Source organism: Limnohabitans sp. 15K (assembly GCF_002778285.1).
Classification (GTDB): domain Bacteria; phylum Pseudomonadota; class Gammaproteobacteria; order Burkholderiales; family Burkholderiaceae_C; genus Limnohabitans_A.
This window is the reverse complement of the sequence record NZ_NESM01000001.1, coordinates 494,901-510,254: the sequence shown is the minus strand read 5'-3', so window position 1 is coordinate 510,254 and position 15,354 is coordinate 494,901. Positions and strand designations below refer to the sequence as shown.

Below are 15,354 nucleotides of genomic sequence, written 5' to 3'. Positions count from 1 at the left end.
TTCAGCGCGCCAGTTTGGGCGCCGACTGCAGCAATTGACCCACTTCTGCTTTCCAGAATCGCGAATTGCCGGTGGTGCCGTGTCCCAAAGTGTCGGGGCTGCCTGGAATGATCAAGGCTTTGGAATTTTTGATGCGGGGCAAAGCTTTTTCCAAAATGCCCAGCTCGGGTGGGTTGCGTTCATCATCGGCCGAATTGATCACCAGCACTGTGGCTTTGATGCGCTCCAAACCAGAAGAAGGGTCATAGTCTTTGGACGACTCCCACTGGTAAAGGTGGTCGTTGGCATCACCTGCCAACGGTGGCGTCAGGCGCTGCTTGAGCAAAGCGTCACCCCTGTCGCTGGTGGCAGCAATTTTTTGCAAACCCTGGTTGCCGCCATTGGTGGCCGTTGCATAAAAAACCGAAGCGAACTGCCAGCTTGGTGGCTGCTCTTTGTAGTTGCCGCCCATCCAAAGCGGGTCTTTGCGAATGGATTCAGTCAGCATGCGGCGCAGCATCCAGTTGCGGCCTGACATGGCCGAAGGCAGCGAGGCCATGGGAACCGCGATGTCCAACATGTCGGGGTATTTGACGGCCCACATCCAGGTTTGCATGCCCCCCATGGAGTTGCCCAAGACCAAACGCAAATGTCGGATGCCCAAGTGTTCCGTGACCAAACGGTGCTGGGCTGAGACCATGTCGTCGTAGTTGTAGGCCGGAAACTTGGCCCGCAGCCCGTCTGAGGGTTTGGTGGATTTGCCGGTGCCAATGGCGTCGGGCAAGATCACAAAGTAGCGTTTGGCGTCCAGAATTTGGCCTGACCCAAAAAGTTCTCCACCAAAATTGGCCCCCAACATGCCCACGCCTGAGCCGGTGGTGCCATGCAATATGAGCACGGCTTCATTTTTGGGGTCGCCCAAGGTGGTGTAGTTCAGACGCAGTTCAGGCAAGATTTCGCCCGTGTGGAATTTGAAGTCATTGACGATCCAGCTGCCGTGTTGGGGGGCTTCTTGTGCTTGCAAGTTTCCGAACAAGCTGAGCCATAAGCAGCACAGACTGGCCCAAAGGGGTAGACGATTTTTCATGGTTTGTCTCCAAAGTGAAGGAGACAATTTAGGACATCTCATGAGCCCAAGCTGACGCCAGCGTGTCATCCATTCGCTCAATCGGCGGCTTTTGCGGCGATAAGATCGACAGATCGATGTTCGAGATGACCCCATGACAGACCGTTACGCCGTGATTGGCAACCCCATTGAGCAGAGCAAGTCGCCGCTCATTCACACTGCTTTTGCCCAAGTGACCGGGCAGGACATTGCATACACCAAGCTGCTCGCCCCTTTGGGCGGTTTTGCGGCGGCGGTGGACGTATTTCGTGCATCGGGCGGTCGGGGCATGAACGTCACCGCGCCTTTCAAGCTCGATGCGTTTGCTTACGCCACCGATTTGGCGCTCAGCGCGCAGATGGCTGGGGCCGTGAACGCGATGAAGTTCGAGGGCGACCGGGTGCTTGGTGAAAACTTCGATGGTGTGGGTTTGGTGCGCGATGTGGTGCACAACTTGGCTTTTCCAGTCCAAGGCAAAAGGGTGTTGATTTTGGGGGCGGGTGGTGCCACCCGTGGTGCTTTGCTGCCGCTGTTGGCCGAACAACCTGCAGAGTTGGTGATCGTCAACCGCACGGTGGCCAAGGCGCAAGAGTTGGCGGCTTTGGCGCACCAGCACCAAAGTGGTCAGGTGCCGGTGACGGGTTTGGGTTATGAAGCGGTGCAAGGACAGTTTGATGTGGTGCTCAATGCCAGCTCGTCCAGCCTCGGCGCCGAGCTGCCCCCCCTGCACCCGGAGGTGTTTGCCCCGGGCTGCCTGGCGTACGACCTGACTTACGGCAAAGGCCTCACACCTTTTTTGAAGCTGGCGCAGCAAGCGGGCGTGACGCGTCTGGCCGACGGCGTGGGCATGCTTGCCGAACAAGCGGCCGAGGCCTTTGCTTGGTGGCGTGGGGTTCGGCCCTATACGGCGGCGGTGATTGCCACACTGACCGTGCCCTTGGTCTGAGTCCGCTCAATCCTGGCTTTAAAAAAAGGCGAACGGCCCTCTATACTCGCCAAATGAACCAACTGGTACATCCTGACGCCCACGCCCTAGTTGAAGCCCCAGTGGGCAAGGAAACTGGCCGCACCAATGACCCGGCCCGCACCATGGCAGAGATCTTGGCGGTGGCCACCCACGAGTTTGCCGACAAGGGTTTGACCGGCGCTCGCATCGATGCGATCGCCGCGGCCACGCGCACCAGCAAGCGCATGATCTATTACTACTTCGGCAGCAAGGACGGCCTCTACCTGGCCGTGCTCGAAGAAGCCTACCGCCGCATGCGCGCCATCGAGTCTGACCTGCATTTGGACGACTTGGCCCCCTTGGAGGCCTTGAAACGCTTGGTGGAGTTCACTTACGACCACCACCGTGACAACGAAGACTTCATTCGCTTGGTGATGAACGAGAACATCCAGCGCGGCGATTATTTGCGGCAAAGCCAGAGCATTCAGCAGCTCAACACCCAAGCCATTGACTCCGTGCGAGACGTCTATGACCGGGGTGTGGCCCAAGGGGTTTTCAGGGCCGGGCTGGACCCGGTGGACATCCATTCTGCGATTTCGGCCTTCACCTTTTTCAACGTGTCCAACCGCCACACGTTTGGCTTGATCTTTCAAGACCGTCAAAGCGAGGACAAAGCCAACACCCTCAAGCGCGAGCATGTGGTGGACTTGATCTTGCGCTTCGTCAGCCATTCCATTTCGGCATAACTGATAGGGTTTGGAAACTTTCCCAATGAGGGTTTCTACTATGATCAAAAAACTAACCAGTTCGTACATTATGGGCTGTGTTTATCTGGAGCAAGCATGATCAAGAAAATCATTGAGGGGTACTGCCACATCCTCAATCTGTTGACCGCAGCCGCTTTGGCCGTCATGGTCGTGCTGGTGTTCGGCAACGTGGTCATGCGCTACGGTTTCAATTCGGGCATCACCATGTCAGAAGAGCTGTCGCGCTGGTTGTTCGTCTGGTTGACCTTCTTGGGGGCCATCGTGGCCATGAAAGACGGCGCGCATCTGGGTTCGGACACGCTGGTTTCGCGGCTGCCTTTGGATGGCAAAAAGCTGTTCATGTTCATTGGCCATGCCTTGATGCTGTTTGTGTGCTGGTTGCTTTTTAAAGGTTCTTACGAACAAGCGGTCATCAATTTGGAAACGACCAGCGCCGTCATGGAGGCCTCCATGGCCATTTTTTATGGCTGCGGCATGGTGGCTGCGGTCTCGATCGCGGTGATTTTGCTCAACAAGCTGTGGCGTTTGGCGACGGGTGATTTGTCAGAAAACGAATTGGTCGGTGTACGCGAGTCGGAAGAAGAGCCGATCGATGTACCTGCCCCTTTGAAATAAGAAAAAGAAAAACCATGACCATCGCCGTTTTCCTGGGTTCTTTGCTCGCCGCCATGGCGCTGGGCATCCCGATCGCGTTTTCTTTGTTGTTGTGTGGTGTCGCCCTGATGTGGCACATGGACATGTTCGATGCGCAGATCCTGGCGCAAAACCTGATCGAAGGCTCCAACAGCTTCCCCTTGCTGGCCGTGCCGTTTTTCATGCTGGCCGGTGAAATCATGAACACTGGGGGCTTGTCCCGCCGCATCGTCGATTTCGCGATGGCTTTGGTGGGACACATCCGGGGTGGTTTGGGTTATGTGACCATCGTGGCCGCTTGCCTGTTGTCAGCCTTGTCGGGTTCTGCCGTGGCCGATGCCGCGGCTTTGACCGCCTTGCTTTTGCCCATGATGGTCAAAGCAGGCCATGACAAAGCGCGCAGCGCAGGTTTGATTGCCGCTTGTGGTGTGATCGGGCCGATCATTCCCCCATCGATTGGGTTTGTGATTTTTGGTGTGGCCGCCAACGTGTCGATCAGCAAATTGTTTCTGGCCGGTATTTTTCCGGGCATCGTGCTCAGCGCGGGCTTGTGGATCACTTGGGGGTGGTTGACGCGTAAAGAGCAATTGACACCTCCCCCGCGCCAACCTTGGTCGGAGATTTTGGCTGCGCTGCGCCGCGCCACATGGGCCTTGATGCTGCCCGTGATCATTTTGGTGGGCTTGCGCATGGGCGTGTTCACACCCACCGAGGCCGCTGTGGTGGCTGCCGTTTACGCGCTGTTTGTGGCCGGTGTGATTTACCGTGAATTGAGCTGGAAACAACTGTTTGGTGTGTTTCAAGCGGCCGCCAAGACCACCTCGGTGGTGATGTTTTTGGTGGCTGCAGCAATGGTGTCGGCTTGGTTGATCACGGTGGCCAATTTGCCGCAACAGGTCATCTCTTTGCTGGAGCCGTTGTTGAGCAGTCCCACTTTGTTGATGTTCGCCATCATGATTTTGTGCATGATTGTGGGCACGGCCATGGACATGACACCGACCATCTTGATCTTGACACCCGTGCTCATGCCGCTGGTGACTGCTGCAGGCATTGACCCGGTTTATTTCGGCGTCATGTTCATCATCAACAATTCCATCGGTTTGGTCACGCCCCCGGTGGGCACGGTACTGAACGTGGTGGCAGGTGTGGGCCGGATGCGCATGGACGATGTGACCCGTGGCGTCATGCCGTTCATGGCTGTACAGTTTGTGGTGATGTTCCTGATGGTCCTTTTCCCGCAAATTGTGATGGTGCCGGCCCGCTGGTTCTATTGATTTTGGGTCTTGTTGTCTGACCGGGTACGCCAGACAACAAGCCGCCTCATGGCAAGCGTACGACCTTTTTTATTTTTGGAGACAACCCATGAAACGTGTGTTCATCAAGTCCTTGATCGCTGCAGTCGCCTTGGCCGCTGTGGGTGTGGCTTCGGCCCAAGACAAAACCATCAAGTTCGCCAACCAAAATGCGGCGGGCCATCCCATCATTTTGGGCATGGAAAAGTTCAAAGAGATCGTCGAGAAGAACTCCGGCGGCAAGATCAAGGTCAATGTGTTCCCAGGCGGTGCCCTGGGCAGTGACCAAGCCAACGTGTCGGCCATTCAAGGTGGCTCGCTCGAAATGGCGTCCATGAACTCCGGCATCTTTGCCGCACAGGTCAAAGAGTTCGCCATTTTTGACTTCCCCTTCATGTTCGCGACCGGTAAAGAAGCCGATGCCGTGGTGGACGGTCCGTTTGGCAAGAAGCTGCACGCCAAGCTCGAAGACAAGGGCCTGATCGGTCTGGGTTACTACGAACTGGGCTTTCGCAACATCACCAACAGCAAGCGCCCGATCAACAAAGTGGAAGACCTGGAAGGCCTGAAGCTGCGCGTGATCCCCAACCCGATCAACGTGGACTGGGTCAAGGCTTTGGGTGCCAACCCCACACCCCTGCCATTCCCTGAGTTGTACGCTGCCCTGGACCAAAAAGCCGTGGACGGCCAGGAAAACCCTGTGGCCACCATCAACGGTGCCAAGCTGTATGAAGTGCAAAAAAACCTGGCTTTGACCGGTCACCAATACAACCCTCAGTCGGTCATCATCAGCAAGAAGTTCTGGGAAAAGCTGTCAGCCGCGGAGAAAAAAATCGTGGGTGACGCCGTGACCGAGTCGGCCAAATTCCAGCGCGAGAAAGCCCGTTCATTGGAAGCCAGCATTCTGGACAACTTGAAGAAAAACGGCATGCAAGTGACCCAGTTGCCAGAAGCCGAAATGGCCAAGCTGCGCGACAAGATGCGCCCTGTGACCGCCAAGTACGGCGTGACCGTCGGCCAGGACCTGGTCAAGGAACTGCAAGGTGAAATCGAGAAGGTGCGCACTGCAGCCGCAGCGCCAGCCAAGAAGTCCGGCAAGTAATTGCCCATTTGTGAGGCTTCGCCGCGTGTGCGGCGAGGCCTCTTTCATTGATCCAAAGGAATTGTCATGAAAGTCTTGATGTTGCACGGCGTGAATCACAACATGTTTGGCAAACGCGACCCCCAGCAATACGGCACCATCACCCTCGATGAGATCAATGCCAGCCTGCACCAATTGGGCCAAGAGTTGGGCGCTGAAGTCGCGTGCTACCAGACTAACCATGAAGGTGACATGTGTGAACGCATTCACCAAGCCTACTTCGACAAGGTCGATGCGGTGTTGATCAATGCCGGTGCGTGGACCCATTACAGCTACGCCATCCGTGACGCCTTGGCGGTGCTCACTTGCCCTGTGGTGGAGTTGCACATGTCCAACATCCACGCGCGCGAAGAATTCCGTCACAAATCGGTGTTTGCCGAAATCGTCAAAGGCCAGATCTGCGGCTTTGGTGCTGACAGTTATTTGCTGGCGCTGCGCGCAGGTGTGTCTGCAGCCCAAGCGGCTTGACCAGCGTTTTTTGATTCCCTGCACATGATCAACGGCAACACAGAAATCATCGCCCACATCGGCTACCCGACACACACCTTCAAGTCGCCGATGATTTACAACCCGTACTTCGAAGAAGCGGGTATCAATGCGGTGGTGGTGCCCATGGGTTGCAAACCCGAAAACTACCCCCCATTTCTCAAGTCGGTTTTTACCCTTGAGAACATTCGCGGCGCATTGATCACCATGCCGCACAAGGTGACGACCGTCGGCTTACTCGACGAAGTCACCGCCACGGTGCGTGTGGCCGGTGCTTGCAACGCGGTCAAGCGTCTGCCCAATGGCCGCTTGGTGGGCGACATGTTTGACGGTGCTGGTTTTGTGCGCGGCGTGCAGCGCAAAGGCTTTGACCTCACGGGCAAGCGCGTGTTGGTGGTGGGCACGGGCGGCGTGGGTTGCGCCATAGCTGCCTCTTTGGCCGGCGCGGGTATCGCTGCCATCAGCTTGTTCGACGTGAACGTTGCCAGCTGCGATGCCTTGGCGTTGCGCCTGAAAGACAACCACCCCCAGATTGAAGTGCGCACGGGATCGAACGATCCGGCTGATCACGACCTGGTGGTCAATGCCACACCCATGGGCATGAGCGAAAGTGACCCCTTGCCCCTGGATGTTTCACGCTTGTCGCCCCATACTTTCGTGGGTGAAGTGGTCATGCGCACGGAGATGACGGCTTTTTTGGCCGCTGCGCAGGCGCGTGGCTGCCGCACGCAGGTGGGTACAGACATGCTGTACGAGCAAATTCCGGCCTATCTGGAATACTTCGGATTGCCCACCACCACCGCTGATGTCTTGCGCCAACTGGCCAAGCTCGGTGATTGATTCGGTTTACCCAGGAGCCCCGATGACCCTGAACCCCATTGACCGTGAAGCCGTTCCAGAGATGCCCAACCGCTTGGGCATCGCTGGCATCGAATTCATCGAATACGCCACCAGCCGCCCTCAAGCATTGGGGCAAGTGCTGGAAAACATGGGCTTTCGCCCGGTGGCCCGTCACCGTTCGCGTGAAGTCACGCTGTACCGCCAAGGCGACATGAACTTGGTGGTGAACGCCAGCCCGGATGACGCCCGCGTCAGCGGTACCGTCGATGGCCAGCCGGTGATCTCGGCCGTGGCATTTCGGGTGCAAGACGCTTTGAAGGCGCACAGCCGCTGTTTGGATTTGGGCGCTTGGAGCGTGGGCAGCCACGCGCAGGCCATGGAGCTGCACATTCCCGCCATCCATGGGCCGGGGGGCAGCCGCTTTTACTTTGTCGACCGCTGGCAAGAGTTTTCGATCTACGACATCGACTTCAAACCCATCCCCACGGTGGACCCCAACCCTCCGGCGTTGGCAGGCATGAGTTACTTCGGCGTGGTGCAGTACATCGGTGCAGCCCGCAGCGCCGACTGGCAGACCTATTACGAACACATGTTTGATTTCAGCGCCATTCCTGACGAAGAGCGCTTTGGCATCTTGCCCAAAGGCAAGCTCATGAAAAGCCCGTGCGGCAGCTTCTTGTGGCAATTGATTGAGCCCGAACCTTGGATGGATGCCGACGACAGCCCCGAGTGCCTGCAGCGCATTGGTTTTGGTGTCCCCCATGTGGCCGAGGCTGTGACGGCACTCAAGGCCAGAGGGGTCGAGTTTGTAGAGTCCACCCGCTTGCATCCCGAAGACCGGGGCGCATTGACCCGAGCCACCTTGGGCTCGGTCGCGTTTGAACTTGTCCACCAGTGAGCACTTCTATGAACTTGCTCGACGGTTACGGCATGGACACCATCACCATGGCGGGCACCCTGGAGGCCAAGCTGGCCGCCATGAAAGGGGCTGGTTTTTCTCAGGTGATGCTGATGGCCCGCGATTTGGTGACGCACCCTGGTGGCGTGAAAGCCGCGGTCGAGGCCGTGCGTCAAAGCGGCATGCGGCCCACCGGGTTTCAGGTGCTGCGCGACTTTGAAGGTCTGTCGGGCCATCTGCACAGCTACAAATTGGACATCGCCAAAGCCATGCTGGAGATGTGCGCGGCCACCGGCAGCAAAGTCTTGTTGGCGTGTTCGTCCACCTCGCGCCACGCCACGCAAGACCTGGACGCCATTGCTGCTGACTTGAAAAAACTGGCGATGCTGGCCGTGCCCTTGGGCATCAAGGTCGCTTACGAGGCCTTGTCTTGGGGTCGCACCGTCAATGAATTCACCACCAGTTGGGATGTGGTCTGCCGCGCCGATTGCCCCAATTTAGGGGTTGGCATCGATTCGTTTCACATCTTCGCGTCCAAAACCTCTTTGGATGCCATCGAAGAACTGGACCCCGCCAAAATATTTTTGGTGCAACTGTCCGACTTCATGTGGCAAGAAACGCCCACGTTTGAAGAACGGATGACCACAGCACGCACCTTCCGTGTGTTCCCGGGGGAGGGCGTGCACAGCGAGCAGCTGGCCGACTTGGTGTTGCGCCTGGACCGCATCGGTTACCGGGGCGATTACAGCTTTGAGGTGTTCAACGACGACTACCAGCAACTGCCGCTGGAAACCGTGGCCGAGCGTGCCCGCAAGAGTGCAGTCTGGCTGCACCAAGATGTGCTGCACAAGTCGGCTCCGCTGCCTGCGTGGACCCGTCAACGGGCCTGAGACACAAGCAGCGGCAGCGGGTGTTGGCCCTAGCTCTGATGGCCTTGAGGTATACACCTTCAGGTGTATCTGTTTTGTCCATCCGATCAATGTTAAAAGGTTCGCGATTCGATCAACATCGGACAGAGGCGTTGGATTTGTAAGCCAACGCCCTTTTATCAACCGATGAATTGGACCGATCATGACTTACCCCATCGTCGACAGTGCTCGGCAAAATCGAATTTTGGCGGGTATCCCCTTAAGTCATTACGCGCGATTGTCTGAGCACCTCAAACCCGTTATTTTGGCGGCGGGTCAAGTGATCTGTGAGCCGGGCGAATCGCTCGAATTTGTTTACTTTCCGACCACCTGCACCACTTCTTTGCTGTCTCAAACAGCAGAGGGTGACAGTTCTGAACTCGCCATGACCGGGCGTGATGGTCTGGTGGGTGTGTCGCTGGTATTGGGCAGCCATTCGGCCAATCACCGGGTGGTGGTTCAATGTGCCGGAATAGCCTACAGAATGCCCGCTGGAGTTTTCCAATCTGAGCTGACGCGATGCCGCGAGCTGCAACAACTGGCGCTTTGCCACGTTCAAGCCTTGATCACCCAAATGTCGCAGAGCATTGTGTGCATTGGCCACCACTCGGTGCGTGAGCGACTTTGCTACTGGCTGTTGTTCAACCAAGGTGCGGTGGGCAGTGACCATTTGAAGGTGACCCACGAAACCATTGCGAACATGCTCGGCGTGCGCCGCGAATCTATTACCCAAGCTTTGGGGAAATTGCAATCGGCCGGTTTGGTCTCCAGCGGCCGCGGTCAAATTCAGGTCTTGGACCGAGAGGGGCTGACCGATGCCGTGTGCGAGTGTTATTCCTTGGTGTTGGATGAAACCGAGCGCCTGTATGAGCGTGTGAAACTGCCGTCGCAGCGCCATGTGGCGATGGACGATGCCCAAGACACATTTGAAGAGCCCGCTTCTCTGAACAAGTACCAAGACGCCTACGATTTCGCCCCCGTTGGCTTTGTCAGTCTGGACTTGGAGGGCCGGGTACTCCAAACCAATTTGTCGGGGGCCATCATGTTGGGTATTCAGCGTTCACAACGCAGCAACAGCCCGATGACCGATTTCATTCGGCCTGCTGACCAGGCCCTGTTTGTGGCGTTTCACCGCGAAGTTCTGAGTGGCAAATGCCGACGTCATTGTGAGCTGACACTGAGCCCCACCGGTCATCGGCCTGAAATGGTGGTGCGAATCGATGCCACTTTGGACGAGCAGGGGGACGAATGCCGCTTGGTGATGATCGATGTGACCGAAGACAATCAGAAGGTCGAACAGCAGCGCGACAGTGAACGGCAGCATCAGGAAATTTTGGCCCGCCAAACACTGGCGCTGTGGTTCAAGGACCAAGACGGCCGCTTGATTTCGGCCAGTGCCTCCTTGCTGACCGATTGGGACCAATTCTTGGCGGATGCAGTGAAGGACAAACCGGCCTCAACAGGTCTTCCCTCAACATACCTGCCGCAAAGCGTGATGTTTCCTGCCACTGCGCTGTTCCCCATCTAAGACATCAACACAGCGGGCCTGCGGGCTCAAGTGCTGTATTTGTATCTTGATGGTTACATCTGACGCCTTCGGATCAAGGAAAATCAACGGCATTGTTTTTACCAAAAGTTGATCATGAACATGCACCTGGTGCAACGCTGGCTGCGATGGGTGATGTGGGGTCTGCTGGGCCTGTTGGTGTTTTGGCTGATCAGCTGGGCTGCTGTCCCGTGCTGGGTTCAGTGGCAAGTTGAAAAGCAAGCCTCGCAGGCCCTAGGCCGTGTGGTCAAAATCGATGAAGTGGCGTTTCTGCCTTGGTCGATGGTCTTGACCTTGCGGGGCCTGCATTTGGCCAAGGCTGGCCCGGCAGTAGAGCCGTTTGAAGCCCAGCTGAGTGTGGACGAGGTGGAGATCAACGCGTCTGTGCAATCGCTTTTCTTTTGGGCACCCGTGGCCGATGCGATTGTGGTGCGCAACCCCGTTTTGCAGTTGTCGCACCATGGCCAAGGGCGTTTTGATGTCGATGACGTGCTGGCGCAGATCTCGTCGGCAAGCGCACAGGGCACCGGCATGCCACGCATGTCTTTGTTTAATATTTCGGTGGTGGGCGGTGCCCTCCGTTTTCTAAACGAGCCTTTGTCGGTCACCCACAGCCTGACCGATCTGCGCTTGGACATGCCATTTTTGAGCAATATCGGTGGCAAGCGTGAGGTCGCCACCCACCCCAGATTGGCCTTCAAACTCAACGGTTCGACCTTTGATACCGATGCCCAAACCACCCCGTTTGCCGCCGACCGAAATACCCATGCACGTTTCCAAGTCAAAGGCATCGACGTCACCCCTTACTTGCCATACTGGCCGGCAGCGTGGCCTGTTCAACTGTCCAAAGGACAGCTTGACATGGACTTGGCCCTGGATTTCCGGCAGCAAGACAAGCCCGAGGTGTTGATCACTGGCCATGTCGCTGTGCGGGATATGCTGCTCAAGGAGCGGTCCCAACCCCAAGATTTGCCCTTGTTGAGTTGGTCATCGCTGGATTTGAAATTGGCGTCTTGGCGACCCTTGGATGGCGTGCTGAATGTGGCGGCACTGAGTCTGGATCAACCGGTGCTTCATGTGCGGCGCGACGCGGCGGGTGTGTTGAATATGGCCCGTTTGCAAAATTTCTTGTCGACCACAGAGTCTGCCCAAAGCAAGCCCGCAAAGCCGGGTGCCTTGTTGGCGTTGGACCATTTTGAGATAGCGGGTGGACAGCTGAACTGGCAAGACGCTGCCACGAATCAGCCTGTGAATTTGTCGCTGACCCATTTGGATTTTCAAGCCCAAGGACTGAGCTGGCCAAGCCGGCAAGTGGCCACCTTGGCGGGTAAAGCCAAGTTGGCTGGCGACAGTTTGTCTTGGTCAGGTACAAGCGATCTGACGAGTGCCAAGGTGCTTTTGAAATCGCAAGAGGTGGCACTGAAAACTGCTGCACCTTACTGGGCTGAACTGTTCCGCCCTGCGTTGAATGGGAAATTGACCGCCGATGTGAACATCGATTGGCGTTCTGCCGTGGGCACCACCCCCTCCAGTTTGATCCTGAAATCCACACACATTCGTGTCTCCGATGGAGCCCTTGGGGTGACCGACCCACCCGATTTGGCGTGGTCTGAATTGGCCTTGGATCAGCTTGAGGTGGATGTGTTCCAGCAAAAAGCCAGTGCGGGTCGTGTGGGTTTAAATAGGCCGCTGGTCAACCTGACGCGCAACGCCAAAGGGCGCTGGATGGTTGAGGACTGGCGGGTGCCGGGCAAACCCACAGCCTCACCTGGGCCTGCTTCAGATGCGTGGCGATTGGACCTGGGTTCTTTGCAGATCAAGGACGGCGCGCTGACCCTGGATGACCGTGGGGTGACTGGGGGTGCGTCGTTCCATGTTCGCCACCTGAACTTGCGCACAGGGTCTTGGCAGCCTCTGCTGTCATCTCCTCAATTGACCCCAATCCAGTTGGATTTCAGCACAGGAACGGCTCAAGGAGAAACCGGCAAGTTGGCCTTTGATGGGGCTTTCCGTTGGCCAGCGCCTGGCTCGGTGACAAGTCATGACGCTGCGTTGATGGTCAAAGGGCAGTTGAAGTTGACCCGTTTTCCTTTGCACCGATTGAAGGCTTATGGGGCCGACCATGTCAACTTTGACCTCCGGCGGACCGAAGTGGGCTATGACGGCAACATGGACCTGACATGGCCAGCCCAAGGCTTGGGCTTGGATGCGCAGGGTCAGTTGACGGTGGAAAACTTGCGGGTATTCGATGCGGCACAGGGGCAAGCCTTGGTGGACATTCAAGCCTTGAATTTGAATGGTTTGAGCCTGTCCGCACGCGCGGGTGCATTGCGGCAAGTGAAAGTGTCAGACATCGCTTTGCAAGATTTTTTTGCGCGTTTGGCCATTGATGCGCAAGGCCACCTCAACTTGCAAAGCATGCTCAAAACCCATCCGCCCCAACAACAGGTGGCCAACGATCCCTCGGCTGCTGACGTGTCTCCTTTGATCGAGTTGGGGCCGATTGCGCTGGTCAATGGGCGTGTCGCGTTTTCGGACAGTTTCATTCGCCCCCGGTACTCGGCCGACATCACCGATTTGTCGGGCAGTTTGGGGGCTTTGTCGAACCGGTCGAGTGGTGCTTTGGCTGACATCAGTATGCTGGGCAAGGTGGCAGGCTCTGGCAGTTTGGAGGTCACCGGACGCATCAACCCGCTCACGCGCCCAGTGGGTTTGGATGTGCGCGGCAAAGTCAGTGATCTGGAGTTGCCGCAACTGTCACCCTACAGCAGCAAATACGCGGGCTATGGCATTGAGCGTGGCAAGTTGTCGGCCGAAGTCCATTACCGCATTGGTGCCGAAGGCCAATTGAAAGCCGACCACCAACTCACGCTCAAGCAGCTGCGTTTTGGCGAACGCTCGGACCGCGCAGATGCCCCCAATTTGCCTGTGAAGTTGGCAGTGGCCTTGTTGGCCGATCGCCATGGTGTGATCGACCTCAATTTGCCCATCAGCGGCTCCATCAACGATCCCGACTTCCGGGTGGGGCCCCTTGTCTGGCGCATGGTCTTGAGCCTGATCGGCAAAGCTGTTTTGTCTCCCTTTAGTTTGCTTTCGGGGGCTTTTGCAAGTGAAGACCAGTTGCAGCAAATTGATTTCGCGCTCGGGCAATCCGATGTGGATGCCGCAGCACGCCAGAAGCTTGAAGCGGTGGCCAAGTTGGTGATTGAAAAACCGGTCGTGCGCTTGACGGTGGTCGGTCAGGCGGATTTGGACGCTGAACGGGTCGCTTGGCGACAAGTCAAGCTGCGGGAGATGGTCGACGCTGAAAAAAGCCGACGACCGCTTGGCGAATCCAAAAACGCAAGCCCAGTCTCGGCGGTCAGCCAGGATGACTATGCGGCCCTCTTGCAAGCCGTTTACCGCCGTTCGCCTGTACCGAAGCCACGCAATGCGCTGGGGCTGGTCAAGGCCTTGCCTGCGGCTGACATGGAGGCCTTGTTGCTGGCGGGTATTGCGGTGGAGGAGGCTGATATGCGAGATTTAGCGGAGGCTCGGGCAGAAAAAGTCAGGGCGGCATTGCTGGCTTTGAACGTGCCGGCTGGACAGATCTTCCTCGGTTCGCCTGCCACGTCAAGTACAGCGAGCGCAGGCCCATTTGTGCCCAAAGCGCTCTTGGTGGTGTCGACCGACTGAGCCCTTTTGAGCGTGTGTGTTCTAGGCGCTTTGAGGCTAAAAGGGAAGGGTAGAGGCCGGGTAGAAGTCGGTGAACTGGGGGGTAAAGGCAGGTTAGAGAGGCTAAGATACGGTCCATGAAAAACCGTCAATTGGCTTCCATTTCCGTCAGCGCCATCGGCCTGGGCTGCATGAACCTCAGCCACGCTTATGGTGCGCCTGTCTCGGCCGAACAAGCCGAACGCGTGCTGCTCACCGCCTTGGACCAGGGCGTCACTTTTTTCGACACGGCTGCTTTGTATGGCTTTGGTGCCAACGAAACCTTGGTGGGCAAAGTCCTCAAGCCCCACCGCAGTCGGTTCACCCTGGCCAGCAAATGCGGCATGCAAGGCGTGGAACAAAACGACGGCACCAAAGTGCGCGTGATCGATGGCCGCCCAGAGACCCTCAAAAAGACCTGTGAAGACGCACTGCGTCGCCTGCAGACCGATGTGATTGACCTGTATTACCTGCACCGTTGGGACAAAAAAGTACCCATCGAAGACAGCGTCGGGGCATTGAGCGACCTGGTGCGCGAAGGCAAGATCCAAACCATTGGTTTGTCAGAGGTGTCGGCCAGCACGCTGCGCAAAGCCCATGCGGTCCACCCGATCGCCGCGGTGCAAACCGAATATTCCTTGTGGACGCGCAACCCCGAGATCGCCGTGTTGCAAGCCTGTCGCGAATTGGGTGCGGCCTTTGTGGCTTTCAGTCCTGTGGCGAGAGGGTTTTTGTGTGGCGCGACTTTGGACATCGCGGGGTTCGACGCCAAAGACATTCGCCGTAACATGCCGCGCTTTACCCCAGAGAATTACGCGGCCAACCTGAAACTCCTGCCCGCCTACCATGCGCTCGCAAAAGAGGCCGGTTGCAGCCCCTCTCAGTTGGCGCTGGCTTGGTTGCTGCACAAGGGCGATGACATCATCCCCATTCCAGGCACCACCTCGGTGAACCATCTTTTGGATGATTTGGCGTCGGTGGACGTGAAGTTGGACGCGGGTCTCATGGCGCGCTTGGAAGCCCTGATCAACCAGAACACCGTGGCAGGCGACCGCTACAACGCACAGGCCAACAGCGAAGTCGATACGGAGACCTTCGCCTGAGGACCTTTCCCCCTGTA

Annotated in this window: 13 protein-coding genes; 12 read left to right on the top strand and 1 reads right to left on the bottom strand. The window is 57.2% G+C overall.

The window, feature by feature from the left end:
* Window position 1: 1 nt before the first annotated feature.
* Complete coding sequence (locus B9Z40_RS02355; protein WP_100171708.1) at window positions 2-1,066, bottom strand: alpha/beta fold hydrolase; 1,065 nt, start codon at window positions 1,064-1,066, stop codon at window positions 2-4.
* 133 nt (window positions 1,067-1,199) lie between these two features.
* Here B9Z40_RS02355 and aroE point away from each other — a divergent pair, with 133 nt between their 5' ends.
* The 12 genes from aroE (at window position 1,200) to B9Z40_RS02295 (ending at window position 15,337) form a co-directional block, all read left to right on the top strand.
* The gene (aroE, locus tag B9Z40_RS02350; protein WP_100171707.1) at window positions 1,200-2,030 is read left to right on the top strand and encodes a shikimate dehydrogenase; all 831 of its coding nucleotides are present in this window, start codon (window positions 1,200-1,202) and stop codon (window positions 2,028-2,030) included.
* A gap of 53 nt (window positions 2,031-2,083) precedes the next feature.
* Window positions 2,084-2,776 carry a TetR/AcrR family transcriptional regulator gene (locus B9Z40_RS02345; RefSeq protein ID WP_100171706.1) on the top strand — a complete coding sequence of 231 codons (693 nt, stop codon included), beginning with the start codon at window positions 2,084-2,086 and terminating at the stop codon, window positions 2,774-2,776.
* A gap of 96 nt (window positions 2,777-2,872) precedes the next feature.
* On the top strand, window positions 2,873-3,412 hold the full coding sequence (locus B9Z40_RS02340; RefSeq protein ID WP_199172469.1) for a TRAP transporter small permease: 540 nt from the start codon (window positions 2,873-2,875) through the stop codon (window positions 3,410-3,412).
* 14 nt (window positions 3,413-3,426) lie between these two features.
* Window positions 3,427-4,704, top strand: coding sequence for a TRAP transporter large permease (locus B9Z40_RS02335; protein WP_100171705.1), 1,278 nt, complete (start codon window positions 3,427-3,429; stop codon window positions 4,702-4,704).
* An 88-nt stretch (window positions 4,705-4,792) separates the two neighbouring features.
* Complete coding sequence (locus B9Z40_RS02330) at window positions 4,793-5,824, top strand: TRAP transporter substrate-binding protein (protein ID WP_100171704.1); 1,032 nt, start codon at window positions 4,793-4,795, stop codon at window positions 5,822-5,824.
* A 66-nt stretch (window positions 5,825-5,890) separates the two neighbouring features.
* Window positions 5,891-6,331, top strand: coding sequence for a type II 3-dehydroquinate dehydratase (gene aroQ, locus B9Z40_RS02325; RefSeq protein ID WP_100171703.1), 441 nt, complete (start codon window positions 5,891-5,893; stop codon window positions 6,329-6,331).
* A 24-nt stretch (window positions 6,332-6,355) separates the two neighbouring features.
* Window positions 6,356-7,189, top strand: a complete 834-nt coding sequence (locus B9Z40_RS02320) for a shikimate dehydrogenase (RefSeq protein ID WP_100171702.1) — start codon at window positions 6,356-6,358, stop codon at window positions 7,187-7,189.
* A gap of 22 nt (window positions 7,190-7,211) precedes the next feature.
* The gene (locus B9Z40_RS02315) at window positions 7,212-8,087 is read left to right on the top strand and encodes a 4-hydroxyphenylpyruvate dioxygenase (RefSeq protein ID WP_100171701.1); all 876 of its coding nucleotides are present in this window, start codon (window positions 7,212-7,214) and stop codon (window positions 8,085-8,087) included.
* A gap of 8 nt (window positions 8,088-8,095) precedes the next feature.
* Window positions 8,096-8,977: a sugar phosphate isomerase/epimerase gene (locus tag B9Z40_RS02310; RefSeq protein ID WP_100171700.1), complete on the top strand. Its 882-nt coding sequence runs from the start codon at window positions 8,096-8,098 to the stop codon at window positions 8,975-8,977.
* A gap of 181 nt (window positions 8,978-9,158) precedes the next feature.
* Window positions 9,159-10,523 carry a helix-turn-helix domain-containing protein gene (locus tag B9Z40_RS02305; protein WP_100171699.1) on the top strand — a complete coding sequence of 455 codons (1,365 nt, stop codon included), beginning with the start codon at window positions 9,159-9,161 and terminating at the stop codon, window positions 10,521-10,523.
* 114 nt (window positions 10,524-10,637) lie between these two features.
* A complete protein-coding gene (locus B9Z40_RS02300) occupies window positions 10,638-14,216 on the top strand; it encodes a DUF748 domain-containing protein (protein ID WP_100171698.1) in 3,579 nt (1,192 codons plus the stop codon).
* 116 nt (window positions 14,217-14,332) lie between these two features.
* Window positions 14,333-15,337 (top strand): aldo/keto reductase, encoded by a 1,005-nt coding sequence (locus B9Z40_RS02295; RefSeq protein ID WP_100171697.1) that lies wholly within the window; start codon window positions 14,333-14,335, stop codon window positions 15,335-15,337.
* Window positions 15,338-15,354 lie beyond the last annotated feature (17 nt).

Bases quoted from the DNA above. Each gene is read 5' to 3' on its own strand.
- aroQ (WP_100171703.1), top strand. From the start codon at position 5,891: ATGAAAGTCTTGATGTTGCACGGCGTGAATCACAACATGTTTGGCAAA.
- B9Z40_RS02310 (WP_100171700.1), top strand. From the start codon at position 8,096: ATGAACTTGCTCGACGGTTACGGCATGGACACCATCACCATGGCGGGC.
- B9Z40_RS02355 (WP_100171708.1), bottom strand. From the start codon at position 1,066: ATGAAAAATCGTCTACCCCTTTGGGCCAGTCTGTGCTGCTTATGGCTC.
- B9Z40_RS02295 (WP_100171697.1), top strand. From the start codon at position 14,333: ATGAAAAACCGTCAATTGGCTTCCATTTCCGTCAGCGCCATCGGCCTG.
- B9Z40_RS02315 (WP_100171701.1), top strand. From the start codon at position 7,212: ATGACCCTGAACCCCATTGACCGTGAAGCCGTTCCAGAGATGCCCAAC.
- aroE (WP_100171707.1), top strand. From the start codon at position 1,200: ATGACAGACCGTTACGCCGTGATTGGCAACCCCATTGAGCAGAGCAAG.
- B9Z40_RS02335 (WP_100171705.1), top strand. From the start codon at position 3,427: ATGACCATCGCCGTTTTCCTGGGTTCTTTGCTCGCCGCCATGGCGCTG.
- B9Z40_RS02345 (WP_100171706.1), top strand. From the start codon at position 2,084: ATGAACCAACTGGTACATCCTGACGCCCACGCCCTAGTTGAAGCCCCA.
- B9Z40_RS02320 (WP_100171702.1), top strand. From the start codon at position 6,356: ATGATCAACGGCAACACAGAAATCATCGCCCACATCGGCTACCCGACA.
- B9Z40_RS02305 (WP_100171699.1), top strand. From the start codon at position 9,159: ATGACTTACCCCATCGTCGACAGTGCTCGGCAAAATCGAATTTTGGCG.
- B9Z40_RS02330 (WP_100171704.1), top strand. From the start codon at position 4,793: ATGAAACGTGTGTTCATCAAGTCCTTGATCGCTGCAGTCGCCTTGGCC.
- B9Z40_RS02300 (WP_100171698.1), top strand. From the start codon at position 10,638: ATGAACATGCACCTGGTGCAACGCTGGCTGCGATGGGTGATGTGGGGT.
- B9Z40_RS02340 (WP_199172469.1), top strand. From the start codon at position 2,873: ATGATCAAGAAAATCATTGAGGGGTACTGCCACATCCTCAATCTGTTG.